Origin of the sequence: Aquimarina penaris (genome assembly GCF_040786285.1) — a bacterium.
Classification (GTDB): domain Bacteria; phylum Bacteroidota; class Bacteroidia; order Flavobacteriales; family Flavobacteriaceae; genus Aquimarina.
In genome coordinates, this window is record NZ_JBFMKQ010000001.1 from 1,885,413 (window position 1) to 1,909,131 (window position 23,719).

21 protein-coding genes are annotated in these 23,719 nt (G+C 32.8%); 11 read left to right on the forward strand and 10 right to left on the reverse strand.

What is annotated here, in order from left to right; genetic code table 11:
* Positions 1 to 4 precede the first annotated feature (4 nt).
* The 9 genes from coaBC (at position 5) to ABW637_RS07890 (ending at position 9,743) form a co-directional block, all read left to right on the forward strand.
* Positions 5 to 1,216: a bifunctional phosphopantothenoylcysteine decarboxylase/phosphopantothenate--cysteine ligase CoaBC gene (gene coaBC, locus ABW637_RS07850; protein WP_367584097.1), complete on the forward strand. Its 1,212-nt coding sequence runs from the start codon at positions 5 to 7 to the stop codon at positions 1,214 to 1,216.
* Positions 1,209 to 2,096 (forward strand): type IX secretion system protein PorD, encoded by an 888-nt coding sequence (porD, locus tag ABW637_RS07855; RefSeq protein WP_367584098.1) that lies wholly within the window; start codon positions 1,209 to 1,211, stop codon positions 2,094 to 2,096. Before coaBC ends, porD begins: the two co-directional genes overlap by 8 nt.
* 81 nt (positions 2,097 to 2,177) lie before the next feature.
* The gene (recN, locus tag ABW637_RS07860; RefSeq protein ID WP_367584099.1) at positions 2,178 to 3,833 is read left to right on the forward strand and encodes a DNA repair protein RecN; all 1,656 of its coding nucleotides are present in this window, start codon (positions 2,178 to 2,180) and stop codon (positions 3,831 to 3,833) included.
* 86 nt (positions 3,834 to 3,919) lie between these two features.
* Positions 3,920 to 4,738, forward strand: coding sequence for an enoyl-ACP reductase FabI (locus ABW637_RS07865; RefSeq protein WP_367584100.1), 819 nt, complete (start codon positions 3,920 to 3,922; stop codon positions 4,736 to 4,738).
* A 54-nt stretch (positions 4,739 to 4,792) separates the two neighbouring features.
* A complete protein-coding gene (locus ABW637_RS07870) occupies positions 4,793 to 5,827 on the forward strand; it encodes a glycosyltransferase family 2 protein (RefSeq protein WP_367584101.1) in 1,035 nt (344 codons plus the stop codon).
* Between the two features lie 5 nt (positions 5,828 to 5,832).
* The gene (locus ABW637_RS07875; protein ID WP_367584102.1) at positions 5,833 to 6,792 is read left to right on the forward strand and encodes a YbbR-like domain-containing protein; all 960 of its coding nucleotides are present in this window, start codon (positions 5,833 to 5,835) and stop codon (positions 6,790 to 6,792) included.
* Positions 6,793 to 6,797: 5 nt separating this feature from the next.
* On the forward strand, positions 6,798 to 7,376 hold the full coding sequence (gene coaE, locus ABW637_RS07880; RefSeq protein WP_367584103.1) for a dephospho-CoA kinase: 579 nt from the start codon (positions 6,798 to 6,800) through the stop codon (positions 7,374 to 7,376).
* Between the two features lie 84 nt (positions 7,377 to 7,460).
* Positions 7,461 to 9,026, forward strand: a complete 1,566-nt coding sequence (locus ABW637_RS07885; RefSeq protein WP_445012716.1) for a sensor histidine kinase — start codon at positions 7,461 to 7,463, stop codon at positions 9,024 to 9,026.
* A gap of 3 nt (positions 9,027 to 9,029) precedes the next feature.
* Complete coding sequence (locus ABW637_RS07890) at positions 9,030 to 9,743, forward strand: response regulator transcription factor (protein ID WP_367584105.1); 714 nt, start codon at positions 9,030 to 9,032, stop codon at positions 9,741 to 9,743.
* A 46-nt stretch (positions 9,744 to 9,789) separates the two neighbouring features.
* Here the strand turns inward: ABW637_RS07890 and miaA are convergent, their stop codons facing one another.
* The 8 genes from miaA to ABW637_RS07930 form a co-directional block, all read right to left on the reverse strand.
* Entirely contained in the window at positions 9,790 to 10,695 is a 906-nt protein-coding gene (gene miaA, locus ABW637_RS07895; RefSeq protein ID WP_367584106.1) for a tRNA (adenosine(37)-N6)-dimethylallyltransferase MiaA, read from the reverse strand.
* Positions 10,688 to 11,521, reverse strand: a complete 834-nt coding sequence (locus tag ABW637_RS07900; RefSeq protein WP_367584107.1) for an ion transporter — start codon at positions 11,519 to 11,521, stop codon at positions 10,688 to 10,690. The genes miaA and ABW637_RS07900 overlap by 8 nt, the downstream gene beginning before the upstream one ends.
* Positions 11,522 to 11,545: 24 nt before the next feature.
* A complete protein-coding gene (locus ABW637_RS07905; protein ID WP_367584108.1) occupies positions 11,546 to 13,528 on the reverse strand; it encodes a DUF3858 domain-containing protein in 1,983 nt (660 codons plus the stop codon).
* Complete coding sequence (locus ABW637_RS07910) at positions 13,521 to 14,894, reverse strand: exonuclease domain-containing protein (protein WP_367584109.1); 1,374 nt, start codon at positions 14,892 to 14,894, stop codon at positions 13,521 to 13,523. Before ABW637_RS07910 ends, ABW637_RS07905 begins: the two co-directional genes overlap by 8 nt.
* Positions 14,895 to 15,047: 153 nt before the next feature.
* Positions 15,048 to 15,704: a YggS family pyridoxal phosphate-dependent enzyme gene (locus ABW637_RS07915; RefSeq protein WP_367584110.1), complete on the reverse strand. Its 657-nt coding sequence runs from the start codon at positions 15,702 to 15,704 to the stop codon at positions 15,048 to 15,050.
* Between the two features lie 75 nt (positions 15,705 to 15,779).
* Positions 15,780 to 17,018 carry a DUF1015 domain-containing protein gene (locus ABW637_RS07920; RefSeq protein WP_367584111.1) on the reverse strand — a complete coding sequence of 413 codons (1,239 nt, stop codon included), beginning with the start codon at positions 17,016 to 17,018 and terminating at the stop codon, positions 15,780 to 15,782.
* Between the two features lie 56 nt (positions 17,019 to 17,074).
* The gene (locus tag ABW637_RS07925; RefSeq protein ID WP_367584112.1) at positions 17,075 to 17,962 is read right to left on the reverse strand and encodes a 3-hydroxybutyryl-CoA dehydrogenase; all 888 of its coding nucleotides are present in this window, start codon (positions 17,960 to 17,962) and stop codon (positions 17,075 to 17,077) included.
* A gap of 26 nt (positions 17,963 to 17,988) precedes the next feature.
* Positions 17,989 to 18,954 (reverse strand): Gfo/Idh/MocA family protein, encoded by a 966-nt coding sequence (locus ABW637_RS07930; protein WP_367584113.1) that lies wholly within the window; start codon positions 18,952 to 18,954, stop codon positions 17,989 to 17,991.
* Between the two features lie 153 nt (positions 18,955 to 19,107).
* Between ABW637_RS07930 and ABW637_RS07935 the strand changes: the two genes are divergently transcribed.
* Entirely contained in the window at positions 19,108 to 19,749 is a 642-nt protein-coding gene (locus ABW637_RS07935) for a protein-L-isoaspartate(D-aspartate) O-methyltransferase (RefSeq protein WP_367584114.1), read from the forward strand.
* A 249-nt stretch (positions 19,750 to 19,998) separates the two neighbouring features.
* Entirely contained in the window at positions 19,999 to 21,822 is a 1,824-nt protein-coding gene (locus ABW637_RS07940) for an ABC transporter ATP-binding protein (protein ID WP_367584115.1), read from the forward strand.
* Here the strand turns inward: ABW637_RS07940 and ABW637_RS07945 are convergent.
* On the reverse strand, positions 21,817 to 22,602 hold the full coding sequence (locus tag ABW637_RS07945) for a glycosyltransferase family 2 protein (protein ID WP_367584117.1): 786 nt from the start codon (positions 22,600 to 22,602) through the stop codon (positions 21,817 to 21,819). The genes ABW637_RS07940 and ABW637_RS07945 overlap by 6 nt on opposite strands.
* Positions 22,603 to 22,604: 2 nt before the next feature.
* Positions 22,605 to 23,585 carry a WaaS/CpsH family glycosyltransferase gene (locus ABW637_RS07950; RefSeq protein ID WP_367584118.1) on the reverse strand — a complete coding sequence of 327 codons (981 nt, stop codon included), beginning with the start codon at positions 23,583 to 23,585 and terminating at the stop codon, positions 22,605 to 22,607.
* Between the last annotated feature and the right edge of the window lie 134 nt (positions 23,586 to 23,719).

Consider the following 23,719-nt stretch of genomic DNA (forward strand, 5'->3'; position numbering starts at 1 on the left):
GTTTATGTCTGTTTTAAGCGGTAAAAAAATTTTAATAGGTGTCACCGCTGGTATTGCTGCATACAAAGTAGCAGGTTTAGTGCGTTTGTTCATTAAAGCTGGTGCCGAAGTAAAAGTAGTAATGACACCTGCAGCCAAAGATTTTATAACGCCGCTTACATTATCTACATTATCCAAAAACCCTGTACATTCTTCTTTTTATGATCAAGAAGATGAAAATGCAGTATGGAATAATCATGTAGACCTGGGATTGTGGGCAGATTTTATGATTATAGCCCCGGCTACAGCCAATACATTATCTAAAATGGCAACAGGTAATAGTGATAATTTGTTGCTTGCTACGTATCTATCTGCTAAATGCCCAGTATATTTTGCTCCGGCTATGGATCTGGATATGTATAAACATCCTTCTACACACGAGACTTTTAAGAAATTACAAGAATTTGGTAATATCATGATTCCGGCTGAATCAGGAGAACTAGCAAGTGGTTTAGTAGGGCAAGGTCGTATGGCAGAACCAGAGGGTATTGTTGATTTCTTAGAAAGAGACATTGTAAGTAAGCTTCCGTTAAAAGGACAAAGAGTATTGATTACCGCTGGTCCTACCTACGAAGCAATTGACCCAGTTAGATTTATTGGAAATCATTCTAGTGGTAGAATGGGGATCGAGCTAGCATGTGCAGCTGCAAATCTAGGAGCACAAGTAGATTTAATTTTAGGGCCATCATCACTTAAAGTCGATCATAGTTTTGTTAATGTTATCAATGTCATTAGTGCAAAAGACATGTATGATGCAGTAGTTTCTAATTATAATAATTGCGATATTGCAATTGCATCAGCTGCAGTGGCCGATTATAGACCTAAACATGTGTCTGATCAAAAAATTAAAAAAGCGGACACTGCGTTTTCGATAGATTTAGAGAGAACACAAGATATTCTTAAATGGATGGGAGCCGAAAAGAAAAATCAATTTTTGGTGGGCTTTGCTTTAGAAACGGATAATGAAGAAGAAAATGCTAAAAATAAACTAAAAAATAAAAATTTAGATTTAATAGTTCTTAATTCTCTTAATGACAAAGGAGCAGGTTTCAAAGGAAAGACAAATAAAGTAAGTTTGATTAATCATAAATTTGAGATTAAAGCGTTTGAACTAAAAACGAAAGCAGCAGTTGCTCAAGATATATTCAACGAAATTAATACGCTAAGAAATGTATAGATTCTTACTAGTTATAGTACTTATATTCGGTTTTAATCTTAACGCCCAGGAGTTTAATGCTCAGGTAGCAATTAACGCAGAACAAACAGGGAATCCCAATCTGCAAGTCTTTAAGACCTTAGAGCGTTCCCTAACTGAGTTTGTTAATAATACAAAATGGACTAACGTAGATTACCGTACCGAAGAACGAATAGATTGTAGTTTTTTTATTACTATAGCTACGTATGATAATGATGATTTTTCAGCAACAGTGCAGGTGCAAGCTTCACGTCCTGTATTTGGGTCTAATTATGCGACTACAATCTTTAATGTTAATGATAAACAATTTAATTTTAACTACTTAGAATTTCAACCCTTAAATTATAATCCTAATAGTTATGAGTCCAATCTCATTTCTGTAATTGCATTTTATTTATATACAATTCTTGGGGTAGATGCCGATTCGTTTGAATTAAATGGTGGTGGTAAATATTTTGAAGAAGCAAAAAATATTGTAGGTAATGCTCAAGGAAGTAATACATTAGGTTGGAATGCACAAGACGGCACCCAAAGTAGATTTAGACTAAATGATGATTTACTTTCTGGTACTTTTGATGGGTATAGATCCGCAATGTATACTTATCATAGAGAGGGGTTAGATGTGATGCATAATAATTTAAAACAAGGAAAAGAAACCATTACCAAAGCAATGAATTCTCTTCAGGAGATGCATAATAGAAGGCCAAATTCTTATTTAATGAGAGTGTTTTTTGATGCTAAAGCAGATGAAATATCAAGTGTTCTTTCTGGAGGCCCCTCTGTTAGTATTGCCGAGACTGTGCAGATACTCAATAAAATTGCACCAACCTATACAGAAAATTGGAAAAATATAAAGTTTTAGAAAACTCTTTTTTTGAAAACAGATAAAATCTTTTTAAAACTATAGTATCTTTACCTTTTAAACAATAAAATTTCCTATCCTTTGCTTAGAGGTCTTTCAATAAAAAACTTCGCCTTAATAGAACAACTACAAGTATCGTTTGATGCTGGTTTAATAACGATAACCGGAGAAACGGGAGCTGGTAAATCCTTATTGTTAGGAGCTTTGGGGTTGTTGCTTGGTAAAAGAGCAGATCTTAGTAGTGTAAAAGATAGTTCTCAAAAATGCGTTGTCGAAGGGGTTTTCGAAATATCTCAATATGACCTTATTGCTCTTTTTGAAGAAGAAGGGCTTGATTATGAAAACGAAACCATTATCAGAAGAGAGATTTTGCCATCGGGTAAGTCGAGAGCTTTTGTAAATGATACTCCTGTAACGTTACAATCATTAGCTTCGCTTGGTGTTAAATTGATAGATATCCATAGTCAACACCAAACATTAGAAGTAACCACAAATGATTTTCAATTTAAAATCCTTGATGCATTAGCAGATACACATCGCGAAATCGAATCCTATAAACGAGGCCTTCGATTACTTAAAGAAAAAGAAAAAGAGGTACAAGGCTTAATCACGAATCAGGAAGAATTTAATAAAGAATACGACTATAACGCTTTTTTGTTAAAAGAGTTAGAAGAGGCTAAGTTGAGACCCAAAGAATTACAAGAATTAGAAGAGCGATATGAGAAGCTTAATAATATTGAAGAAATTCAGGAGAGACTTTCAGGGTCTCTGGGGATTGTGTCTTCCGAAGAAATTGGAATTTCTGATCAATTAAATACAGTTAAAGCTAATCTTACTAAAATAGAGTCGTATTCGAGTGCTCTTAAAGAACTCTCAGATCGAATTCAAAGTATATACATAGAATTAGATGACGTGCATCTGTCATTGCAGCATGAACTAGAAAAACTAGAGGCCGATCCTCAGCAATTAGAAGAACTTAGTAAACGAATAGAACTTATACATAACTTACAGGTTAAGCACTCTGTTGCCAATGTAGAAGAACTTATCGTTATCACAGAATCATTTCGGGAAAAGGTGTCTAAAACAGAATCACTAACCGAAGATATCGAAGTACTTAACAAAGAAATTGTAACGATTAAGTCTCAATTGGATAAGGTAGCTGTAAAGATTCATGATAAGAGAAAAAAAGCGCTTCCTAAATTGATAGAAGAATTAGAAGATATACTTAAATCCCTTGGGATGCCTAATGCTTCATTTAGTGCTTCTTTGGATGTACAAGAAAAATATTTTTCTAACGGAAAAGAAAACTTGGAATTTTTATTTTCTGCGAACAAAGGAGGTTCTTTTGGGGAGTTAAAAAAGGTGGCATCAGGCGGAGAATTGTCAAGAATTATGATAGCTATAAAAGCTATTCTTTCAAGATATGCACAATTGCCAACTATTATTTTTGATGAGATAGATACGGGAGTATCGGGAGAAGTAGCTCATAAAATGGCAGATTTAATGATGGATATGAGTAAAAACTTGCAAGTATTTAGTATTACTCATTTACCGCAAATTGCTGCCAACGGTCAAAGTCAATACAAGGTTTATAAAGAAGATATAGATAACACTACAGTCACACAACTTAAATTATTGAGTAAAGAGGAACGAGTACGAGAAATAGCAGAAATGATAGGAGGTAAGAGCATTTCGGATTCGGCTTTAACACATGCTAAGTCTTTATTATATAATTAAACACTAAAATGTATTTTGATGTGTTGCTGTTTAGGTCGTTTTGTTATCTTTACGGCTTGTATAATCATCTTTAATTTATAATTAAAATGTCACACAATTTATTAAAAGGTAAAAGAGGAATTATTTTTGGCGCACTTGATGAAAGTTCAATTGCCTGGAAAACAGCCGAGCGCGTTTTTGAAGAAGGAGGAAGTTTTGTGCTTACAAATGCTCCGGTTGCCATGCGTATGGGAGCTATTAATACCCTTGCCGAAAAAACTAACTCTCAGGTTATACCTGCAGATGCTACTTCTTTAGAAGATTTAGAAAATCTTGTAGAAAAATCAATGGAGATTCTAGGAGGTAAAATCGATTTTGTCCTGCACTCTATAGGAATGTCGGTAAACGTTAGAAAAGGGCGTCATTATACAGACCTTAATTATAGCTTTAGCGAAAAAGGATGGGATGTTTCTGCACTTTCTTTTCATAAAACAATGCAAACCTTGTATAAAAAAGGAGCCATGAATGAATGGGGGAGTATCGTAGGCTTAACCTATATGGCAGCGCAACGAGTATTTCCTGATTATAATGATATGGCAGATAATAAAGCCTATTTAGAATCTATAGCACGTAGTTTTGGGTATTTCTTCGGAAGAGATAAGAAAGTACGTGTAAACACGATTTCGCAGTCTCCAACACCAACCACTGCAGGAAAAGGAGTTAAAGGTTTTGATGGGTTTATAGAGTATGCAGATAAAATGTCTCCGCTTGGTAACGCAACGGCAGATGAATGTGCTGATTATACGGTAACTATGTTTTCTGACTTTACAAAGAAAGTAACACTTCAAAACTTATATCATGATGGTGGTTTCTCTAATATGGGAGTAAGTCAATTGGTAATGGATAAGTTTATGGATGAAGAGTAAACATCATTTTAAAAACTAATATAATATCTCATGAAATCCCATACTTAATTGGTTATGGGATTTTTTGTTGATTATCTTTATGATATGGAAATGTATTTTTCTTTTATTGTGCCTGTATACAATAGGCCAAACGAGATAGATGAGCTGTTAGAGAGTATGATGGCTATGGATTATGCTAAGCCATATGAGATTGTAATCATAGAAGATGGTTCATCTGATACATCAGAACATGTTGTTAAAGAGTACAAAGATGAATTGTCTATTAGTTACTATCAAAAACTAAATACAGGCCCAGGTGATTCTCGTAATTACGGGATGCGTAAGGCAAAAGGTGATTTTTTCATCATTCTTGATAGTGATGTGATATTGCCAAAAAATTATCTTTCTAAGGTTGATGATTTTTTATCTAAAAATTTTGTGCATTGTTACGGCGGCCCAGATGATGCGCATAAAAACTTTACTAACCTTCAGAAAGCTATTAGTTATAGCATGACATCTTATCTAACAACGGGCGGAATTAGGGGGAGAAAAAATACCTTAGGTAAATTTCAGCCACGTAGTTTTAATATGGGGCTGTCTAAAGAAGCTTTTCTGGCTTCAGAAGGATTTGGTAATATACATCCGGGAGAAGATCCGGATCTTACTATAAGGTTATGGAAATTAGGGTATAATACAGCGTTGATTCCCGATGCCAAAGTGTTTCATAAAAGAAGAATTTCCTGGAAAAAGTTCTATACTCAAGTTAATAAATTTGGACTGGTAAGACCTATTTTAAATCAATGGCATCCCGAAACCGCAAAAATAACATACTGGTTTCCAACTTTATTTCTACTTTATATCGTGTTTTCGGTCATATCAGTGGTTTTTGGATTATGGTATTTTATTGCTTTTTTAGGGATTTACTTTTTACTTATATTTCTGGGAGCAACCATAACATTCAGGAATATTTCAATAGGAGTGCAGTCTATTCTGGCAGTTCTGATACAATTTTATGGGTATGGTAAAGGATTCTTAAAATCTTATTATTATATTCATCTATTAAAAAAAGTACCCGAAAAACAATTTAAGACCTTGTTTTTTTCAAAGTAATACATATGCCACGTAGAAAAAAAAATAGCTTTTCTTTAAAGAGAAACAACGTAAAGATCTTTTTATTTTTTCTGATATTTACTTCAATTCTTTGGTTGCTTATACAGTTTTCTAAAAACTACACTCAAGAAGTTGAGGTTGCAGTACGGTATACCAATCTTCCGAAAGATAAGATTTTTAATGGCGAAAGTGATCAATTAGTAAGAATGACACTCAATGGTAATGGTTTTAGATTGATGAGCCATAATTGGAAAAAGCCTGTCTTACAATTAAACGTAGATGATGCAGTTTCTGGCAATGATGATGAATATTTTTTTTATGTAAATAAAGAATCTTCAATATTAAAGAAGAAATTAGATTTCAAAGGAAGAGTGTTATCAATACATAAAGATACACTGCGGTTAAAACTAGATGTTAATTTAGAAAAAAAGGTCCCTGTGAAGACCCTGCAAGATATTAAATATACCGTTGGGTACGGAAGCGATAAAGGGTTGGTGATTTCTCCTGATTCGGCCTTGGTAAGCGGTCCTTCAAAGATTATTGATACCATACAATTTATACATACAGAAGACTTGATAATCGAGGGGCTTAACGTAGATTATACATCAGAGCTGAATATAAATACCGAAAAATTACCGGCCTCTGTTCTGGTTATGCCTCAAAAGATAAAAGCCGATATTTTGGTGAGTAAATTTACAGAAGGAAATCAAAAAATTCCAATTACAGTAAATAATGTTCCTGAAGGGGTAGAGATTAAAATCTTTCCTAAAGAAATTACGGTTGTATATAGAGTTGGGTTGGATACGTATAATGAGATTAGTCCTAGAGATTTTATGGTAACAGCTGATTATGCCAAAGCTTCTGAAGAGAGTTCGTTTATGACATTAGAGCTTACCAATATACCAAAGTCTATACACGATGTTCGTTTACAGGAAAAACAAGTTCAGTTTGTTGTTTTAAAATAGCCTTTATGAAAGTAGTTGGATTAACAGGAGGAATAGGTAGTGGGAAATCTACGGTAGCAACAATGTTTAAAAATATTGGGATTCCTGTCTATATAGCAGATGATGAGGCTAAGAAGTTAATGAACAATGATGATGCCGTAAAACAAAAAATTGTAGCGCTATTAGGTGCAGATTCCTATATCGATGATCGATTAAACAGAGAGTACATTGCAGCTATAGTTTTTAACGATACATCGAAACTAGAAAAATTAAATGCTATTGTTCATCCCGCCGTTGCCCATCATTTTGATACCTGGAAAAGGGATCAAGATGCAGATTACGTTATAAAAGAGGTGGCAATTCTTTTTGAAAATGATGGACATAAACAATGTGATTATACGATACTGGTTTCTGCTCCTATAGAGGAGCGAATCAAAAGAGTACTAAATCGGGATCAAACTACAAGAAAACAAATACTCTCGAGAATGAATAATCAATGGGATGATGCTCAGAAAATTATACTAGCTGATTTTGTTATAAATAATATTGATTTAGAGGAAACTGAAAACCAAGTATATGAAATTCATAAAAAAATATCTTCCTGAGGCTGTTCTGGTATTAATCTTTCATTTTGTTAACATTTGGTTAAACCGTAAAGTAGCTAAATGTTAAAGTCTTACTTTTGATCTATGAATAAACGATTATTCGTATTACTGATAATCCTTATGAGTTTATCATTAATTGGGATTATTTTCGTTCAGGGATATTGGATTAACAACACAGTTGAGAATAATGAAGAACAATTTTCTTTTAATGCTAAACAAATTCTGATATCGGTATCCAATAGGATACAGTATCGAGAATTTGAGGAAATGTTTTTTCCTTTTCGAGAAATCCTGGACAGTATAGAAGAACCTGATAATAAAACAATACGACAGCTCTTAAACATTAGTATTGACAATACTACAAGATCATTTGCTTATACTAATGGTATTTTAGAAGAAGATTATAAATTATTCTCATCTTTTATAAATTTTAATATTGATACAGTAAAATTAAAGAACATATTAAATCGTAATGTTGAAATAGCAGTTCAGGATAGTCAAAATGATGATACGAAACAAAGTTCTAAGTCAAAATTAGAAAGAATAAGAGGTCTAACAGACCTTCAGAGGAAAGATTATGAGATAGTAATAGGAGAGATTGCCAGTTTTATACCCATTCATCGAAGAGTTAAAAAGAAAGAGATTGAGTATTTACTAGCAAAAGAACTTGAAGAAAGAGATATAAAAGTAGGTTTTGAGTTTGCAATATATAGCAATGCTTTGGCAACAAGAGTGCGTTCTGATGATTTTAGTTTAGATCATCCTGCCACATATGCAATACCGCTTTTTGTAGATGATGAAGGTATAAGCGAGTATCAGTTGCTTGTTAATTTTACAGGAAAAAAACAGTATGTCCTTTCTACTATTAAAGGGATGGCCATATTATCAATAATATTTACATTGATTATTGTAGTTGCATATTCTAGTGCACTGTCACAATTAATGCAGCAACGACAAATATCACAGATTAAAACGGATTTTATTAATAATATGACTCATGAGCTTAAGACTCCAATAGCAACAATTAATTTGGCATTGGATTCTATTAAAAATCCAAAAATAAAAGGAGATCCTGAAAAAGTACAGCGTTATATGAATATGATACGTGAAGAAAATAAACGAATGCATGCCCAGGTAGAAAATGTACTTAGAATATCTCAATTAGAGAAAAATGAACTGAATATAAAGAAAGAAAGAAAAGAGTTACATGATATAATCGAAGATGCAGTTACTCATGTTTCGTTGATCATTGAAAATAGAGAAGGATATATAAAAACTCATTTAGGAGCTCTTAAATCTTCTGTATTGGCAAATGATAGTCATATGACCAATGTAGTGGTGAACATTCTTGATAATGCAATAAAATATTCAGATCAAGCACCAAAAATTGATATATATACCGAAAATGTAAAGAATAGTATCGTTCTTAAGATTCGTGACCAAGGAATAGGCATGAGCAAAGTTGCTCAAAAGAAGATTTTTGAAAAATTCTTTAGAGAGCATACGGGAGATTTGCATAATGTTAAAGGACATGGATTAGGACTTACATACGTAAAAAGAATTATTGATGACCACCATGGTCAAATTTGGGTGGAGAGTGAAAGGGGAAAAGGCTCCACATTTATAATTAAATTACCGTTAATATCTTAAAATATGGAAACAGAAAACAAAAAGATTTTGCTTGTAGAGGATGATCCAAACTTTGGAACAGTATTAAAGGATTATCTAGTAATGAATGATTATGATGTTGTGCATGCTAAAAATGGTATGGAAGGCTTCGAGAAATTCAAAAAAGATGATTATGATATGTGTATTCTCGATGTAATGATGCCTTACAAAGACGGATTTACTCTGGCAAAAGAAATTAGGGATAAAAATGAAGAAATACCTATTATCTTCTTAACTGCAAAGGCAATGAAAGAAGATGTACTAAAAGGGTATAAGGTAGGAGCAGATGATTACCTTAATAAACCTTTTGATAGTGAGGTCTTGTTGATGAAAATACAGGCTATAATGCAGCGTAAGAATACAGAATCTGTTGCAGATAGTAAACAGTTTGAATTTAAAATAGGTGGTTTTCACCTTAATTCTAAACTTCGATTTTTAACATATAATGACGAAGATCCGATCAAACTTTCTCCAAAAGAGAATGAATTATTACGTTTACTAGCATTGCATCTTAATGATTTGATGCCTAGAGAATTAGCTTTGACAAAAATATGGAGAGATGATAATTATTTTACTTCTCGTAGTATGGATGTGTATATCGCTAAATTGAGAAAATACCTTAAGAAAGACGAAAATGTTGAAATCCTTAATATTCATGGAGAAGGTTTCAGGCTTGTAGTTCGAGGCGAAGAATCTTAGTAAACAATAACGGTAACAAATTTAAAGAATCACTATGACAACATTGTTATAGTGATTTTTTTTTGATGTGTAGAAAAACCGAATTAAGATCTACTTTAAAATTAAACCATTCGATTTCAGAATCCTTTCTAAACCAGGTAAGTTGTCTTTTTGCAAAACGGCGTGTATTTTTTTTGATTTCAGAAATAGCGAAATCTAAATCCCACTCACTATCCAAATAATTAAATATCTCTTTATACCCCACAGTATTTAATGCATTTAAATGTCTGTGCTTATGAAGACTTTTAACTTCGTCAATCAACCCGTTTTCAACCATTATATCGACTCGTTGGTTTATTCTATCATAAATAACTTGTCTATCGGCTGTAATTCCTATTTTAATAGTATTAAATGGTCTTACTTTCTTTGTTTTGGTAAGAAAAGATGAGTAGGGCGAACCACTGCTAATACAAACTTCTAGTGCCCGCATAACTCTATGTGTATTTTGTATGTCAACCTTTTCATAATAAGTAAGGTCCAGTACCTTTAACTGTTGCTGCAAACTTTCAATACCATTGTTTTGATACTCTTCTTGTAACTTTTTTCTAACTTCAATGTCTATTTCTGGAAAAGTGTCTAGTCCCTTGGTCACGGCATCAATATAAAGACCAGAACCACCCACCATAATTACATAATCATTGTGAGTAAACAATTCTTGCATTGTATTTAAAGCCTCTTTTTCAAAGTCTCCTACAGTGTATACTTCATGAATGCTTTTATGTTGTATGAAATGATGTTTCGCTTGTTCTAATTCATAGGGTGACGGAGCTGCAGTACCAATACTCATCTCCTTATAAAATTGCCTGCTATCTGCAGAAATAATTTCGCAATTAAAGTGTTTTGCAAGTTCAATACTTAAACTAGTTTTGCCAATTGCGGTAGGACCTGTGATTACAATGAGATTCTTATTCATTATGTAAATCTTCTCCACAGTTATGACAGAATTTTGCCCCATCTAAATGATTATCGACGTTGCAATTACCACAGTGTTGGGTATTGAGAGGTAGTTTTTCTTTGGATTGTTGCGCATACTCTGCACTAACAATACCCGTAGGAACAGCAATAATTCCATACCCTATGATCATGATTATAGAGGCAATTAATTGCCCTAAAGGGGTTTCGGGTGATATGTCTCCATATCCAACGGTAGTTAGAGTAACAATACACCAATATACACTTTTTGGGATGCTGTTGAAACCATGTTCTGATCCCTCTATAAGGTACATTACGGTTCCCAAAATTATAGATGCTATTAAAACGGCAAATAAAAACACAGAAATCTTGGCTCTACTGGCTCTTAATGCCTTCACTAAATTATTAGAAGCTCCTACAAATCGAACTAATTTTAAAATTCTAAAAATTCGTAATAGACGTAGTGCTCTTAGGGCTACAAGTGCATGAGTACCAACAAATAATATAGATAAATATTTAGGAATAGTTGAGAGTAAATCAATAATTCCGAAAAAACTAAAAATGTATTTTTTTGGCTTATTAATGGCTATAATTCTCAAGAAATATTCAATTGTAAATACTATGGTAATAATCCATTCTAAAAGATTAAATAATGAGGCATATTTATCATTAAGATAAGAAACACTTTCTAGCATTACCAAAATAATACTGGCAAGGATCATGCTAAGAATAATAACATCAAATGATTTACCAGCAGGAGTGTCTGCCTCATAAATAATTTCGTGTAATTTGTCTTTCCAGGTTTTATGTGATGTTTTTTTGCTCAAGCGATGTGTTTTTTATTAAAAATACTAAATTACTTTTTTAATTGTTATAAGTGTATTGTTTTCTATCTCTACAATTAGATTAAAGAATTCTTTTAATGTCGAATAGTATTCTGGTGGATAATATGGGGAATTAAATACTATTCTATGGCTAACAACCAACTGTGATCCATTAACCTTAAAATTAGTAATTACGCTTCCTAATTTATTAGGAATGGTATATTTCGAATTTTTTGGAAGGTCTATAAATTCATAGTTTTCAGGTAATTCAATAGCAACATAATAGTTGTATGAATCCTTGTAACCAAAGTCAACAGGATAAGTTCTTTCATTTAACTTAAAAGGATTCTCTTTAAAAAAAGACTTCAAAAAAGGTTTAATCAAAATAACATTATCAATTTGCTCTGTATTTCTTGTAAAATTGAATTCCTCCTCATATACTTTTTCTAAATCCTTAGGGTTATTTACAGAAGCATTGGTAATGCTGATTTCGGGGTTCAGCTTTTTGAGTTGATCAAAATGATCATCAACATCCATATGTCCCAGTGTTTTTCTTTTGAGATAAGCATGATATCCAGAGAAAGTATGATTTGCTCTACCGCTTAACTTTAATTCAGAATTAAGTATAACAGATTCTTTGAAGAAATACGATGAACGAAGTCTAGGTTTGATATTAATCCACGAACTTCCGTTATCAAAATCAAGTAATCTACCATATTGGTTTAAGCATCTAAAAGGCACTTCGCCAAACGCCAACATAGTTTCGGTGGCATCTAAAAGGTAAGTGTCTTTATCTATCGTTAATTGTGTAATTATATAATTAAAATCAGAAATTACAGGATACAATTTTGTAGGATACCCATTCTTTCTTGTAGAAAGCAAAACAGGGTTTACCGTAAATCCTTGCTGCTTTAATATATTGTGAAATAGAATATTGATGCCTGATACATTTCCTGTTTTGTTTTGAATGACTTTTTTAATTTCGCTATCCTCGTTATCTATCTTGAAAAGTTCATATTTGCCATTCCATTTATAGTTCTGCGTTACATATGTGTAGATAGCTTTGGCTTTTGAAAGGCTTGTTGCCATTGCGTTTATTGAATCTGGTAAAATGTCTTTGGTGTTGTTTACTTTTTTTAACTGTAGTCCAATGGTTGGTTCTTTTTTAAGCTCTCTATTTACATTTTCCCATGTTTCGGTATATTTTTGCTTGGTTCCATCAAATCTTTTAACCTCCTTTAGCTCATAGTCGATTCTAGAAAAGTAATTCTCTTTGGCTGTCATGTATTTTTCTTCCTTAAAGGCAGGGATATTTTTCATGATATAAACCGTATGCATGCAATCTGCACTCCCACCTCGAGGTACTTCGATACATCTTTTTATTAACTTTTCTTCTCTAGATTCTAGTTTTATAGTGCCTACTATCTTGGCATTATAGACATAGTTTCCGGGTAGATCTGCTATAAACTCACTGTGGATCTTTGGAATATCGGCCTGAAATTCCCAATCTTTAAAGTTATAAATAAAAGGCGATTCTATCTGATATTTATAGGTTAGTACAGATCCAGGTTTTACTTTAGGAAATGTAAATTTAACCAAGGTATAATTTTCGTTATATTTTTCTTTGTAGATGTTCTGTTCGTCTATTTTGGTTTTTACAATTTTACCATTTTCTAGATTATGTGTATAGGCAATGAGCTTTCTGAATGTTTTTTTTCCAGATTTATTGCGATATAGCATTACTTCTACTGTCGACTTGTCAAAACCTTGCTTGTTGAGTATTTTTACTTTAGCTTCATAATCAGTAAGCAAATTATATTCCCCGCCATTCTCAATTCTACTATATCCCTTTTCATAAATAAAAAAAGCATTGGCAGTAGTATCTTTTTTATACGTGTTGTTTTTCAAATCGGCGTTACTAACCACCATACTTGCACTGTTATATGTTTGTTGGGAGTATGAGTAAAACGAGATGGTTAAAAGGGTAAATGCAAGTATGTTTTTAATCATTTTTTGATAGTTTGATAATCTTTAACTTTTTATGTCCCCGGGTATAACTTTGTATAATATGCTGCGCATCTCTATTATGCTCCATTGGGGTGATAATAGAGCGTAAAATATCAATGTTGTTTACTTGATGATTTAGGTTAAAATATCCTATACCTATAAATCTCCCTTCTTCAATGAGGATGACACTTTGTTCATCGATATCTCTACCACGATCTATTATCATCATATCCTGGCTATCGAAAGAATTATCATGTAGTAATAGCTGCACTCTGGGATTATATTCTTCTGGGTTTTCAGAAAAAACACAGGCTCCAAAACATTGTTTTATGGTATAGTTAAAACAATTGCCTTTACTTGTGTCTAAACCCATTAGTTTATGACAAAGATTGTATTCTTCTGCCCACCTGTGCATAAAAGATTTTGCTTGTTGCCGGTTAGAAAAGGTAGTAATAATTGTTTTTCGATGATCGGCTTTTGATACTTTTAGGTTTACAAAACCATTGTCATCAATAAACTTATATAAAGCCTGATCAAATTTTGTTCTTCGAAGAGCTCTGTTGTATTTGGGTTTATTTCGTTTTATTTCTTCGCTTTCTTTTAATAATGCGACAAGTTCACTTCCCGTAATTTCGTAGGATACATTAACTACTTCTTCTTGAATTCTTCTCGATTTTCTGTTATCGTTAGTAAAATGTTGATTCAGTCGTTTTTTAATATTCTTACTTTTGCCAATATAAATAATAGTACCATCCTCACGATGCATATAGTAAACTCCAGTAGCAATTGGTGCTTGTTCTATTAACTTAAGGAGTTTGTCATCTACCTGTTTTTTGGTATCGATACGAACGGCATCTGTAATTATTTTTTTTTCTAAATCTTTTGTTAGTAAGAGTTTAAAAAGTTTTACTGTGGCCTTGGCATCACCATTAGCTCTATGTCTATCTGATAACGGAATTCCTAAACTGCGAACTAGTTTTCCTAAACTATACGAGTCTTGATCGGGGATTAATCTTTTTGAAAGTTCAACAGTACATAAGGATTGTCGCTCATACTCAAATCCTAATCTAGAGAATTCAGTTCTTAAAATTCGATAATCAAAACTAGCGTTATGTGCAACAACAACACAGTCAGAAGTTATTTCTACAATCCTTTTGGCTACTTCATAAAATTTTGGAGCACTACGTAGCATTTGATTGTTTATTCCCGTTAAATTAGCTACAAAAGGTTGTATAGGTCTTTCTGGATTAACTAAACTAATAAATTGATCTACTACTTCATGTCCGTCAAATTTATAAATAGCAATTTCGGTAATTCCTTCTTCATTGTATTTTCCTCCGGTAGTTTCTATATCTAAAATTGCATACATAATTTGTCTGTAGTGGGTCGTCGGTAGTAGTTAGTGTATATTATATAATTTATTCGTTTGTCAATTAAGAACCATAAGAGTTCATCTCAAATATAGCAGTTAAATATTTATATTTCATTCTATTCTCTAGCTCCTAAGACCCATTAACTGTTCTTAGTTTCTTGCTCCAAAGATAGAACTTCCTATTCTAACCATTGTGCTTCCGCAATCCATAGCAATCTTATAATCTCCACTCATTCCTATTGAAAGAATTTTTAGTGCCGGATATTTGGATGTATTCTGATCAAAGAAAGTCTTGATTTTTTCGAATTCTGATTTTATTTGATTCTCGTCGTTAGTAAAGGTAGCCATACCCATTAACCCTTGAATGTGTACATTAGTTAAATTCTTTATTTCTTGAGAATCCAGTAATGCTAGAGCATCTTCTTCTTTAAGACCAAATTTACTTTCTTCTTCGGCAATTTTAATCTGAAGCAAACAGTTTATAGTTCTATTGTGTTTTTTTGCTTGTTTGTTGATCTCTTTAAGCAATTTTATACTATCTACGGCATGAATAAGATCTACAAATTGGGCCATATATTTTACTTTATTGGTTTGCACATGCCCAATCATATGCCAACTAATATCTTTTGGCATGGTTTCCCATTTTTCGACCATCTCCTGTATTTTGTTTTCACCAAACACACGTTGACCGGCTTCATAAGCTTTCATCAATTCATTAACAGGTTTGGTTTTTGATACCGCTACAAGCGTAACATCTTTTGGGATTGATATTTGTATGTCTTGAAGGTTTCTTTCAATATCATTCATAGTTTGCAAAGATATTCAAAAAAAGGTTTTTCATCTTTCTGACAGATGAGAGAACCAAAAAAAATGATTTTTTAGTTAAAATTCATATATGGTTACACCACTTCGCAACTTTGGTTCTATATATGTGCTTTTGGGAGGCATAGTTAATCCTTGATCTGCAATTTTTTTCATTTGCTCAACAGATGCAGGAAATAAACCAAAACCAACTTTATACTCATCGTTATCCACTTTATTTTTTACAGAAATGATATCGTTTTTACCATGTGAATACTCAATTCTAGTATCCGTACGCAAGTCGTGAATACCCAGAATTGGTTTTAACACTGTTTTATAAAGAATCTGTGCATCTAGCTCTTCTAAGGCATCGGTAAATTCATAGATTGTTTTTCTAAGATATAAAGAGTAGAATTCTCCATCTAAGTACATACTAAAATGATGAGGTTTTGAAGGTTTATAAACTTCAATACCTCTATTTTCGATTCTAAACCATTCGTCTAATTGTATTAAAAACTCTTCTTTAGATAGCCCATTGAGATCTTTTACTAATCTATTAAATTCATAAATTCTCAAATCAGATTCAGGAATCAAATAGCTCATAAAAAAGCCATAAGCCTCGTTTCCCAGGTGCTTTGGGTTACTCTCTTTTAGATCTTTTGCCAAAAGATATGAGGAAGCAGAACGATGATGCCCATCTGCAATGTATATGGTTTTTATCGACGAAAAAGCTATTTGTATAGCTTGGATTGACTCTTTATCATCTACTTTCCAGAGATAGTGGGTGTCACGATATGTTGAGGTGAATTCGTATTCTGCTCTATTCTGCGTAGTTTTCGTAATTATAGCCGCTATGGCATCATTATCTGGATAGGTAAGTAATACGGGTTCGGCATTAAATCCAACTGTTTTTAGGTATTCTTTAAAAGTGTTTTCGCGATGTTGTAGTGTGTCTTCGTGTTTTTTTATGATATCGTTTTCATAATCTTCGGCACTAGCTGCGGCAATGATTCCGCTAAAAGATTCGTGCTCACGATTGACAATTTTGTAAACATAATAGCATGGTGTTTCATCTTGTATAAAGATTTCGTCCTCTTTAAACTCCAAGTATCTATTTCGAACCAATTTATAACGTTCTTCTCCTGATATTTCTTTCTGATATTTGTATCCCGGATTTACGATATGCAGGAAAGAGTAGGGGTTATAATCCATCCTTGAATCACGTTCATTAGGCGTGTAACTCTGGTATGATCTAGAAGCTACCAGGCTTACTTTATCTCTTGTTGGGCGAACAGCTCTAAATGGATTAATTTTGGCCATATATTAGTTTAATGTTTTGATTTTAAGGTTTCAAGAATTGAACCTGCTTACTAATACTAAACGAATTGTTTCGAGACCTTTTCTGCTTTTCTGCTTTCTGAATAGTCATAAAATCCTTCACCGCTTTTTACACCTAATTTACCAGCCATAACCATATTTACTAATAGTGGGCAAGGTGCATATTTTGGATTTTTGAAGCCTTCATACATTACGTTAAGAATTGAAAGACATACATCAAGGCCAATAAAATCGGCTAATTGTAATGGCCCCATAGGGTGTGCCATACCCAATTTCATTACGGTATCAATCTCAGTAACACCAGCTACACCATTATATAAGGTTTCGATAGATTCGTTGATCATTGGCATCAAGATTCTGTTGGCCACAAATCCAGGATAATCATTTACTTCTACAGGTACTTTGCCTAGAGTTTTAGACATTTCCATGATCGTATTGGTTACTTCATCAGAAGTATTATACCCTCTTATGATCTCTACTAGTTTCATGATAGGTACCGGATTCATAAAATGCATACCAATTACCATTTCGGGTCTATCTGTTACAGCAGCTATCTGAGTTATTGATATCGAAGACGTGTTGCTCGCCAGAATTGTATCTTCTGAGCACGCCTCACTAAGCTCTTTAAAGATTTTTAATTTAAGATCTACATTTTCGGTTGCAGCTTCAACTACGAGGCCAGCATATTCTACCCCTTCTTTGATGTTAGTAAATGTTGATATGTTAGCCAGAGTTGCTTCTTTGTCGGCTTCAGAGATTTTTTCTTTAGCGACCATTCTATCCAGATTCTTAGTAATTGTAGCTATACCTTTATCTAGTGCTGGTTGAGAAATATCGATAAGCTGTACTTTAAACCCTTTTTGAGCAAAAGTATGAGCAATACCATTTCCCATAGTTCCTGAGCCAATAACTGCTATATTTTTCATTTTGTGTATTTAAGTGTGTGTATTTTTTAGTGTTTAAAACAGTCGATAACCTTTAATGCTACCTCTAAAGCTTTTTTTCCTTGCTCGAGAGATACAATCGGAGTCGTATTATTATGTATAGCCTTGGCAAAGGTGTCTAATTCATCCAAAATTGCATTATTAGATGGAACATCTGGGTTATCAAAATAGATTTGTTTTTTTACTCCTTCGGCATTTTGCAAGATCATAGCAAAATCATCCGGTTGTTTCGGAGCATCTTTCATTTTAACGACCTCACATTTTTTCTCAAAGAAATCTACCGAGATATAGGCGTCGCGCTGAAAAAATCGAGACTTTCTCATGTTTTTTAATGAAATTCGGCTTGCCGTAAGATTAGCGACACATCCATTTTCAAATTCGATCCTGGCATTCGCAATATCTGGCGTTTCACTTATTACAGAAACACCACTTGCACTAATATGTTTTACTTCAGAATGTACTACACTTAGAATAGCATCGATATCATGGATCATAAGATCTAGTACAACAGGAACATCTGTTCCTCTTGGATTAAACTCGGCTAATCTATGCGCCTCAATAAACATTGGATTGTCTATCTTATCGGCTACCGCAGTATACGCAGGATTAAAACGTTCTACATGACCTACTTGCCCTTTTACATTGTTTGCTTTGGCTAACTCAATTAATTGTTCAGCTTCTGCAACAGTATTGGTAATAGGTTTTTCTATAAAAACATGTTTTCCTGCTTCTATGGCTAGCTTTGCTACTTCAAAATGAGCAAAGGTTGGTGTCACAATGTCGACAACATCTACAGCATTGATCAATTCATCCATAGAATCGAAAAGGGTATAGCCAAATTCTTCTACAATGGCCTTAGCTTGCGCTGAGCTTGCATCATAGAATCCTACAAGTTCATAATTTTCAGATTGTTCCAGAAGACGTAAATGGATTTTACCAAGGTGTCCCGCACCGAGTACTCCGGCTTTGAGCATAATTCAAGATTTTACACAAAAATAGTATTATTTATAAATTTTAAATCCTAATTATATCTAAAAAGCAAAATTTTAATTCTAAAAGCTAAATTGGTTATTAATCTTTAAAATCTTTACGTAATTTTAGCCAGCTAAACAACCATTCAAAATATAGTGAAAGATACCCTTAGACATGCCGGAAAAAGAAAACAACTGGTTGCTGTTTTGATTCAAAAAGGAATTAAAGACAAAGCTGTTTTAGCAGCTATTGATAAAATACCTAGACACCTGTTTATGGATTCTGGTTTTGAGGACCATGCATATCAGGATAAAGCATTCCCAATTGCTGCTGATCAAACCATTTCGCAACCCTATACAGTAGCTTTTCAGAGTGAATTGTTACAAGTTAAAAGAGGAGATAAAGTACTAGAGATTGGTACCGGATCCGGATATCAAACCGCGGTATTGTGTGAATTAGGAGCCAAAGTATATAGTATTGAGCGCCAAAAGGAATTATTTAAAAAAACAAAATTGTTTTTATCTAAGTTGGGATATAGACCGAAGCATTTGTCTTTTGGAGATGGCTATAAAGGATTGGTAGAACACGCTTTATATGATTCTATAATTGTAACTGCAGGAGCACCTTATGTTCCGAAACCGTTATTGAGTCAACTACAAATCGGTGGGCGCTTAGTAATACCAGTAGGTAATGATCCGCAGATTATGACCTTATTCGTTCGAAAAAGTGAAAAAGAATTCGAAAAACGTGAGTTTGGCGAGTTTAGATTTGTGCCTTTGTTAGAAAATAAGAATTGATTGTCAATAATAGTAACTAAGGTTTAGTTTCTTTCCAAAATTTATTTATAATTAAAAATACTGACATTAATACAGTAAAATCTGAATCTTAGTGTGTCAAATACGATGTGGTATTGAAATTGCAATCGGCTCTACTAGATAGAACCCAAAATAAAGTTCTATTTTTGTGCGGAATATTGTATTACATGAAATGTTGCCTTAAAGTGAATGTCAAAGCACAAGAGGTTTTTTATAAACGAATTTGAATTAATGAATTATTTAAAGAAGTTATCACGGTTTATTTTACCTTATAAGAAATATGCTGTTTTAAATATTGTGTGTAATATTTTTTATGCACTTTTTAGTACCTTATCCATGGTCTCTTTAATGCCAATGATTAATGTATTATTTGGCGAAAGTAAAAAGGTTACTATAAAACCTACGTATGAAGGAATCGGTAAAATCAAACCTTATTTAGAAGATTCATTAAACTATTTTGTTACCTCTGTGTCGGCTAATGATGGTCCGCAGCAAGCTTTGATGTATATGATCGTTTTGATTATTAGCTTGTTTCTGCTTAAAAATTTGTTTAGCTATCTGGCAGTTTTTTTTGTTACCTATCTTAGAAATGGCGTTTTAAAGGATTTAAGAGATAACATATATGACAAGGTCATTAACTTACCAATCTCATATTATTCAGAAAAAAGGAAAGGGGATATTATTGCTAGAATCTCTGGTGATGTTGGTGAGGTACAGGTATCATTATTATCGGTTTTAGAACTTATCGTCAGGGAGCCATTAACTATTGTTTTTGCTATAATAACCATGTTTATTATAAGTGCAAAGCTTACATTATTTGTATTCTTATTTATTCCTGTTGCTGGTTTTATTATTTCGCTTATAGGTAAAAGGTTGAAAAAACATTCACAAAAGGTTCAAGAAGAACAGGGGTTGTTTCTATCTACTCTAGAAGAAACATTAAGCGGATTAAGGGTCATAAAAGGATTTAACTCTGAATCTTATTTTAATAAGAAATTTCAAGATTCCACCAATAGATTTTTTCGTTTCTCTAATAGTTTAGGTCATAGACAGAATTTGGCATCTCCCACCAGTGAGTTTTTAGGTATTGTTACCATTGCTGCTTTATTATGGTATGGCGGAAGCATGGTATTAGTAGATCATTCTTTATCAGGAGGAGCTTTTATTGGGTATATGGCTTTGTCATATCAAATATTAACTCCTGCAAAAGCCATTAGTAAAGCAAGCTATAAAGTAAAAGCCGGAAATGCTGCTGCAGACAGAGTTTTAGAGGTTTTAAATACTATTTCTCCGTTAGAGGATAAACAAAATGCCATTGTAAAGGACAATTTTGATGATCAAGTTTCTTTTGAAAATATTTCGTTTAAGTATCAGGATGATTATGTGTTAAAGGATTTTTCTCTAAACATTAAAAAAGGAAAAACAGTGGCGCTAGTTGGGCAATCTGGAAGTGGAAAATCTACTATTGCAAATTTGGTTACTCGATTTTATGACGTAAATAAAGGAGCGATTACCATAGATGATCAAAATATTAAAGATCTTACTAAAAACTCATTACGCAGTTTAATGGGGTTAGTGACTCAAGATTCGATTTTATTTAACGATACGGTAAAAAATAACGTCCTACTCGGAAAACAAAATGCTACTGATGAAGAAGTTATTGATGCATTAAAGATTGCGAACGCATGGGAGTTTGTTAAAGACTTGCCGGATGGTATACATACTAATATTGGTGATTCTGGAGGAAAACTCTCTGGAGGACAAAAACAACGATTAAGTATCGCTAGGGCCGTACTTAAAAATCCACCAATCATGATATTAGATGAAGCGACCTCTGCATTAGATACAGAAAGTGAGCGATTGGTTCAGGATGCTCTCGAGAATATGATGAGAAACAGAACATCGATTGTAATTGCTCATAGATTATCTACGATTCAGAAAGCAGATGCTATTGTTGTTATGCAAAAAGGAGAAATAGTGGAGCAGGGGACACATTCAGAATTACTAGCTAAAAACGGAATGTATAAAAAACTAGTAGGGATGCAATCACTATAATTGCACGAGTCCATTTTTACACTTTGTGATTTTATTTTTTTGGGTTTCTATTTGGATCTTGTCACCTACCTCTGTGTTTCCTCTTGGTGATTCTTTATGATAAATATGAAACTGTATAGCTACATGTTTGATTCGTTTAGAAGTCACCCCAGAATTCAATAATCGTTGTGCAAAATTAAAATCTTCATATCCCCAACCAATAAGATCTTGATTATACCCATTGATTTCTATGGCATCTTTTTTCCAATAAGACATATTGCAACCTCTTAGTTTTCCAGAGTTTTTATCACTTTTTTTACTCAAAAATTTACTAAAAAAAGGCATGTATATTGCTCTGCTTTTTCTTAATAATCCATTGTTGATCCAGTGAAACTTAATGGTTTTATTAGCTAAAACTTTTCTAGAGTATTCTTCTTTAAGTGAAATCCGACTTCCGAATAAATAGGTGTTCTCTTCTGATAACCTAATGTGATCTTTTATAAAATGCTTATGCAAAATTACATCACCATCTATTTGTATGATATAGTCTGAAGTAATCTGTTGCAATGCTTTGTTGAGGATTATTGTTTTGGTAAACCCTACATCTTCATGCCATATGTGCTTTAGAGGAACCGGTAGCTCGTTTTTAAATTTTGAGATTAAATGTTTTGTATCCTCTGTAGAACCATCATCTGCAATCATAATCTCATGAGGTAAAACACTTTGAGATACAACACTTAATAATACTAATTCCAAGGCTTCAGGCCAATTGTATGTTGTAATCAACAGCGTAACTCTCATTACTAAGCAGTCTTATAATTATCGGTAAGATTAAAAACTTTATTGACCCATGATGAGATATGATATTTATTAACGATTTCGGGTTTTACCTCTTCATACGGGGTTGAGAAAAAAGTTTCTGGAATATTAATATCATTACTATCTACAATTGCAATATTATTAGGGTTGTAAAAATCGTAATTCGCAATATCCTTATTCGTAGTAATAATTTTTTTTTGTAATCCTATGGCTTCAAAAATCCTAAAAGAGAGCCCTTTTTGTTTAGGCCTCTGCAGATCTAAAAGAATGTTACTTTTGGTAACAAAATCCGAAAAAATAGTTTTTAACGGATAGGTTTTTTTTGTGATTTCTATATCATAAGTTTCGATGAGTTCTTCATTATCACCTTTGTCGTAGGCTATTAATTTATAATCGATATTATGCTTTTTAAAATAGGCTACGAATTGAGGTAAAACTTTCGACCTTTTATCCAATGAACCTATATTAAATATGTTGTACTCTACATTATCGTTGTCGAATGTCTTAATATCGAAATAAATATAATTGGTGATAAAACTAAATTTGTATTCGGCAACATCTTTAGAATCAAATGAATATACTTTATCGAAATAAGGGTATATCTTTTTCATTCGGGGATATCGATCAATACTATCATTAAAGAAAGTAATTAATTGATCTGTATTCTTACGTATTTTTTTTATAGTGGATAATGATAGGTCATCTCCTTTTATGATCAATATGATATCCTGTTTTTCTTGATTAGCTAATAACTTAAGTAATACTTTATTTAAATGTTGTCTTTTAAAATTGAAATTGAATAAATTCTTAGTAATAAAATTAAGAAGCTTGTGAAAAAAAGTGGGGTATCTATATTTTAGCTTATAAAAATCCAGATGCCTAGCCTTGATACCTCGACTCTGAAGCTCTTTTGCTATATATTTATTATAGCCCCATTTATCTAAACTGATAATAGTTATATTCACAATATCAATATTTTATTTCTAATCTAATATCTAAACTTTTATTGTTTATGTATATTGGGTATAGGCAGATGAAATTGTTAAAGGTTTTTAAAATAATGTTTAAAAAAGAAGATACCATAACCTTATTAAAGTGT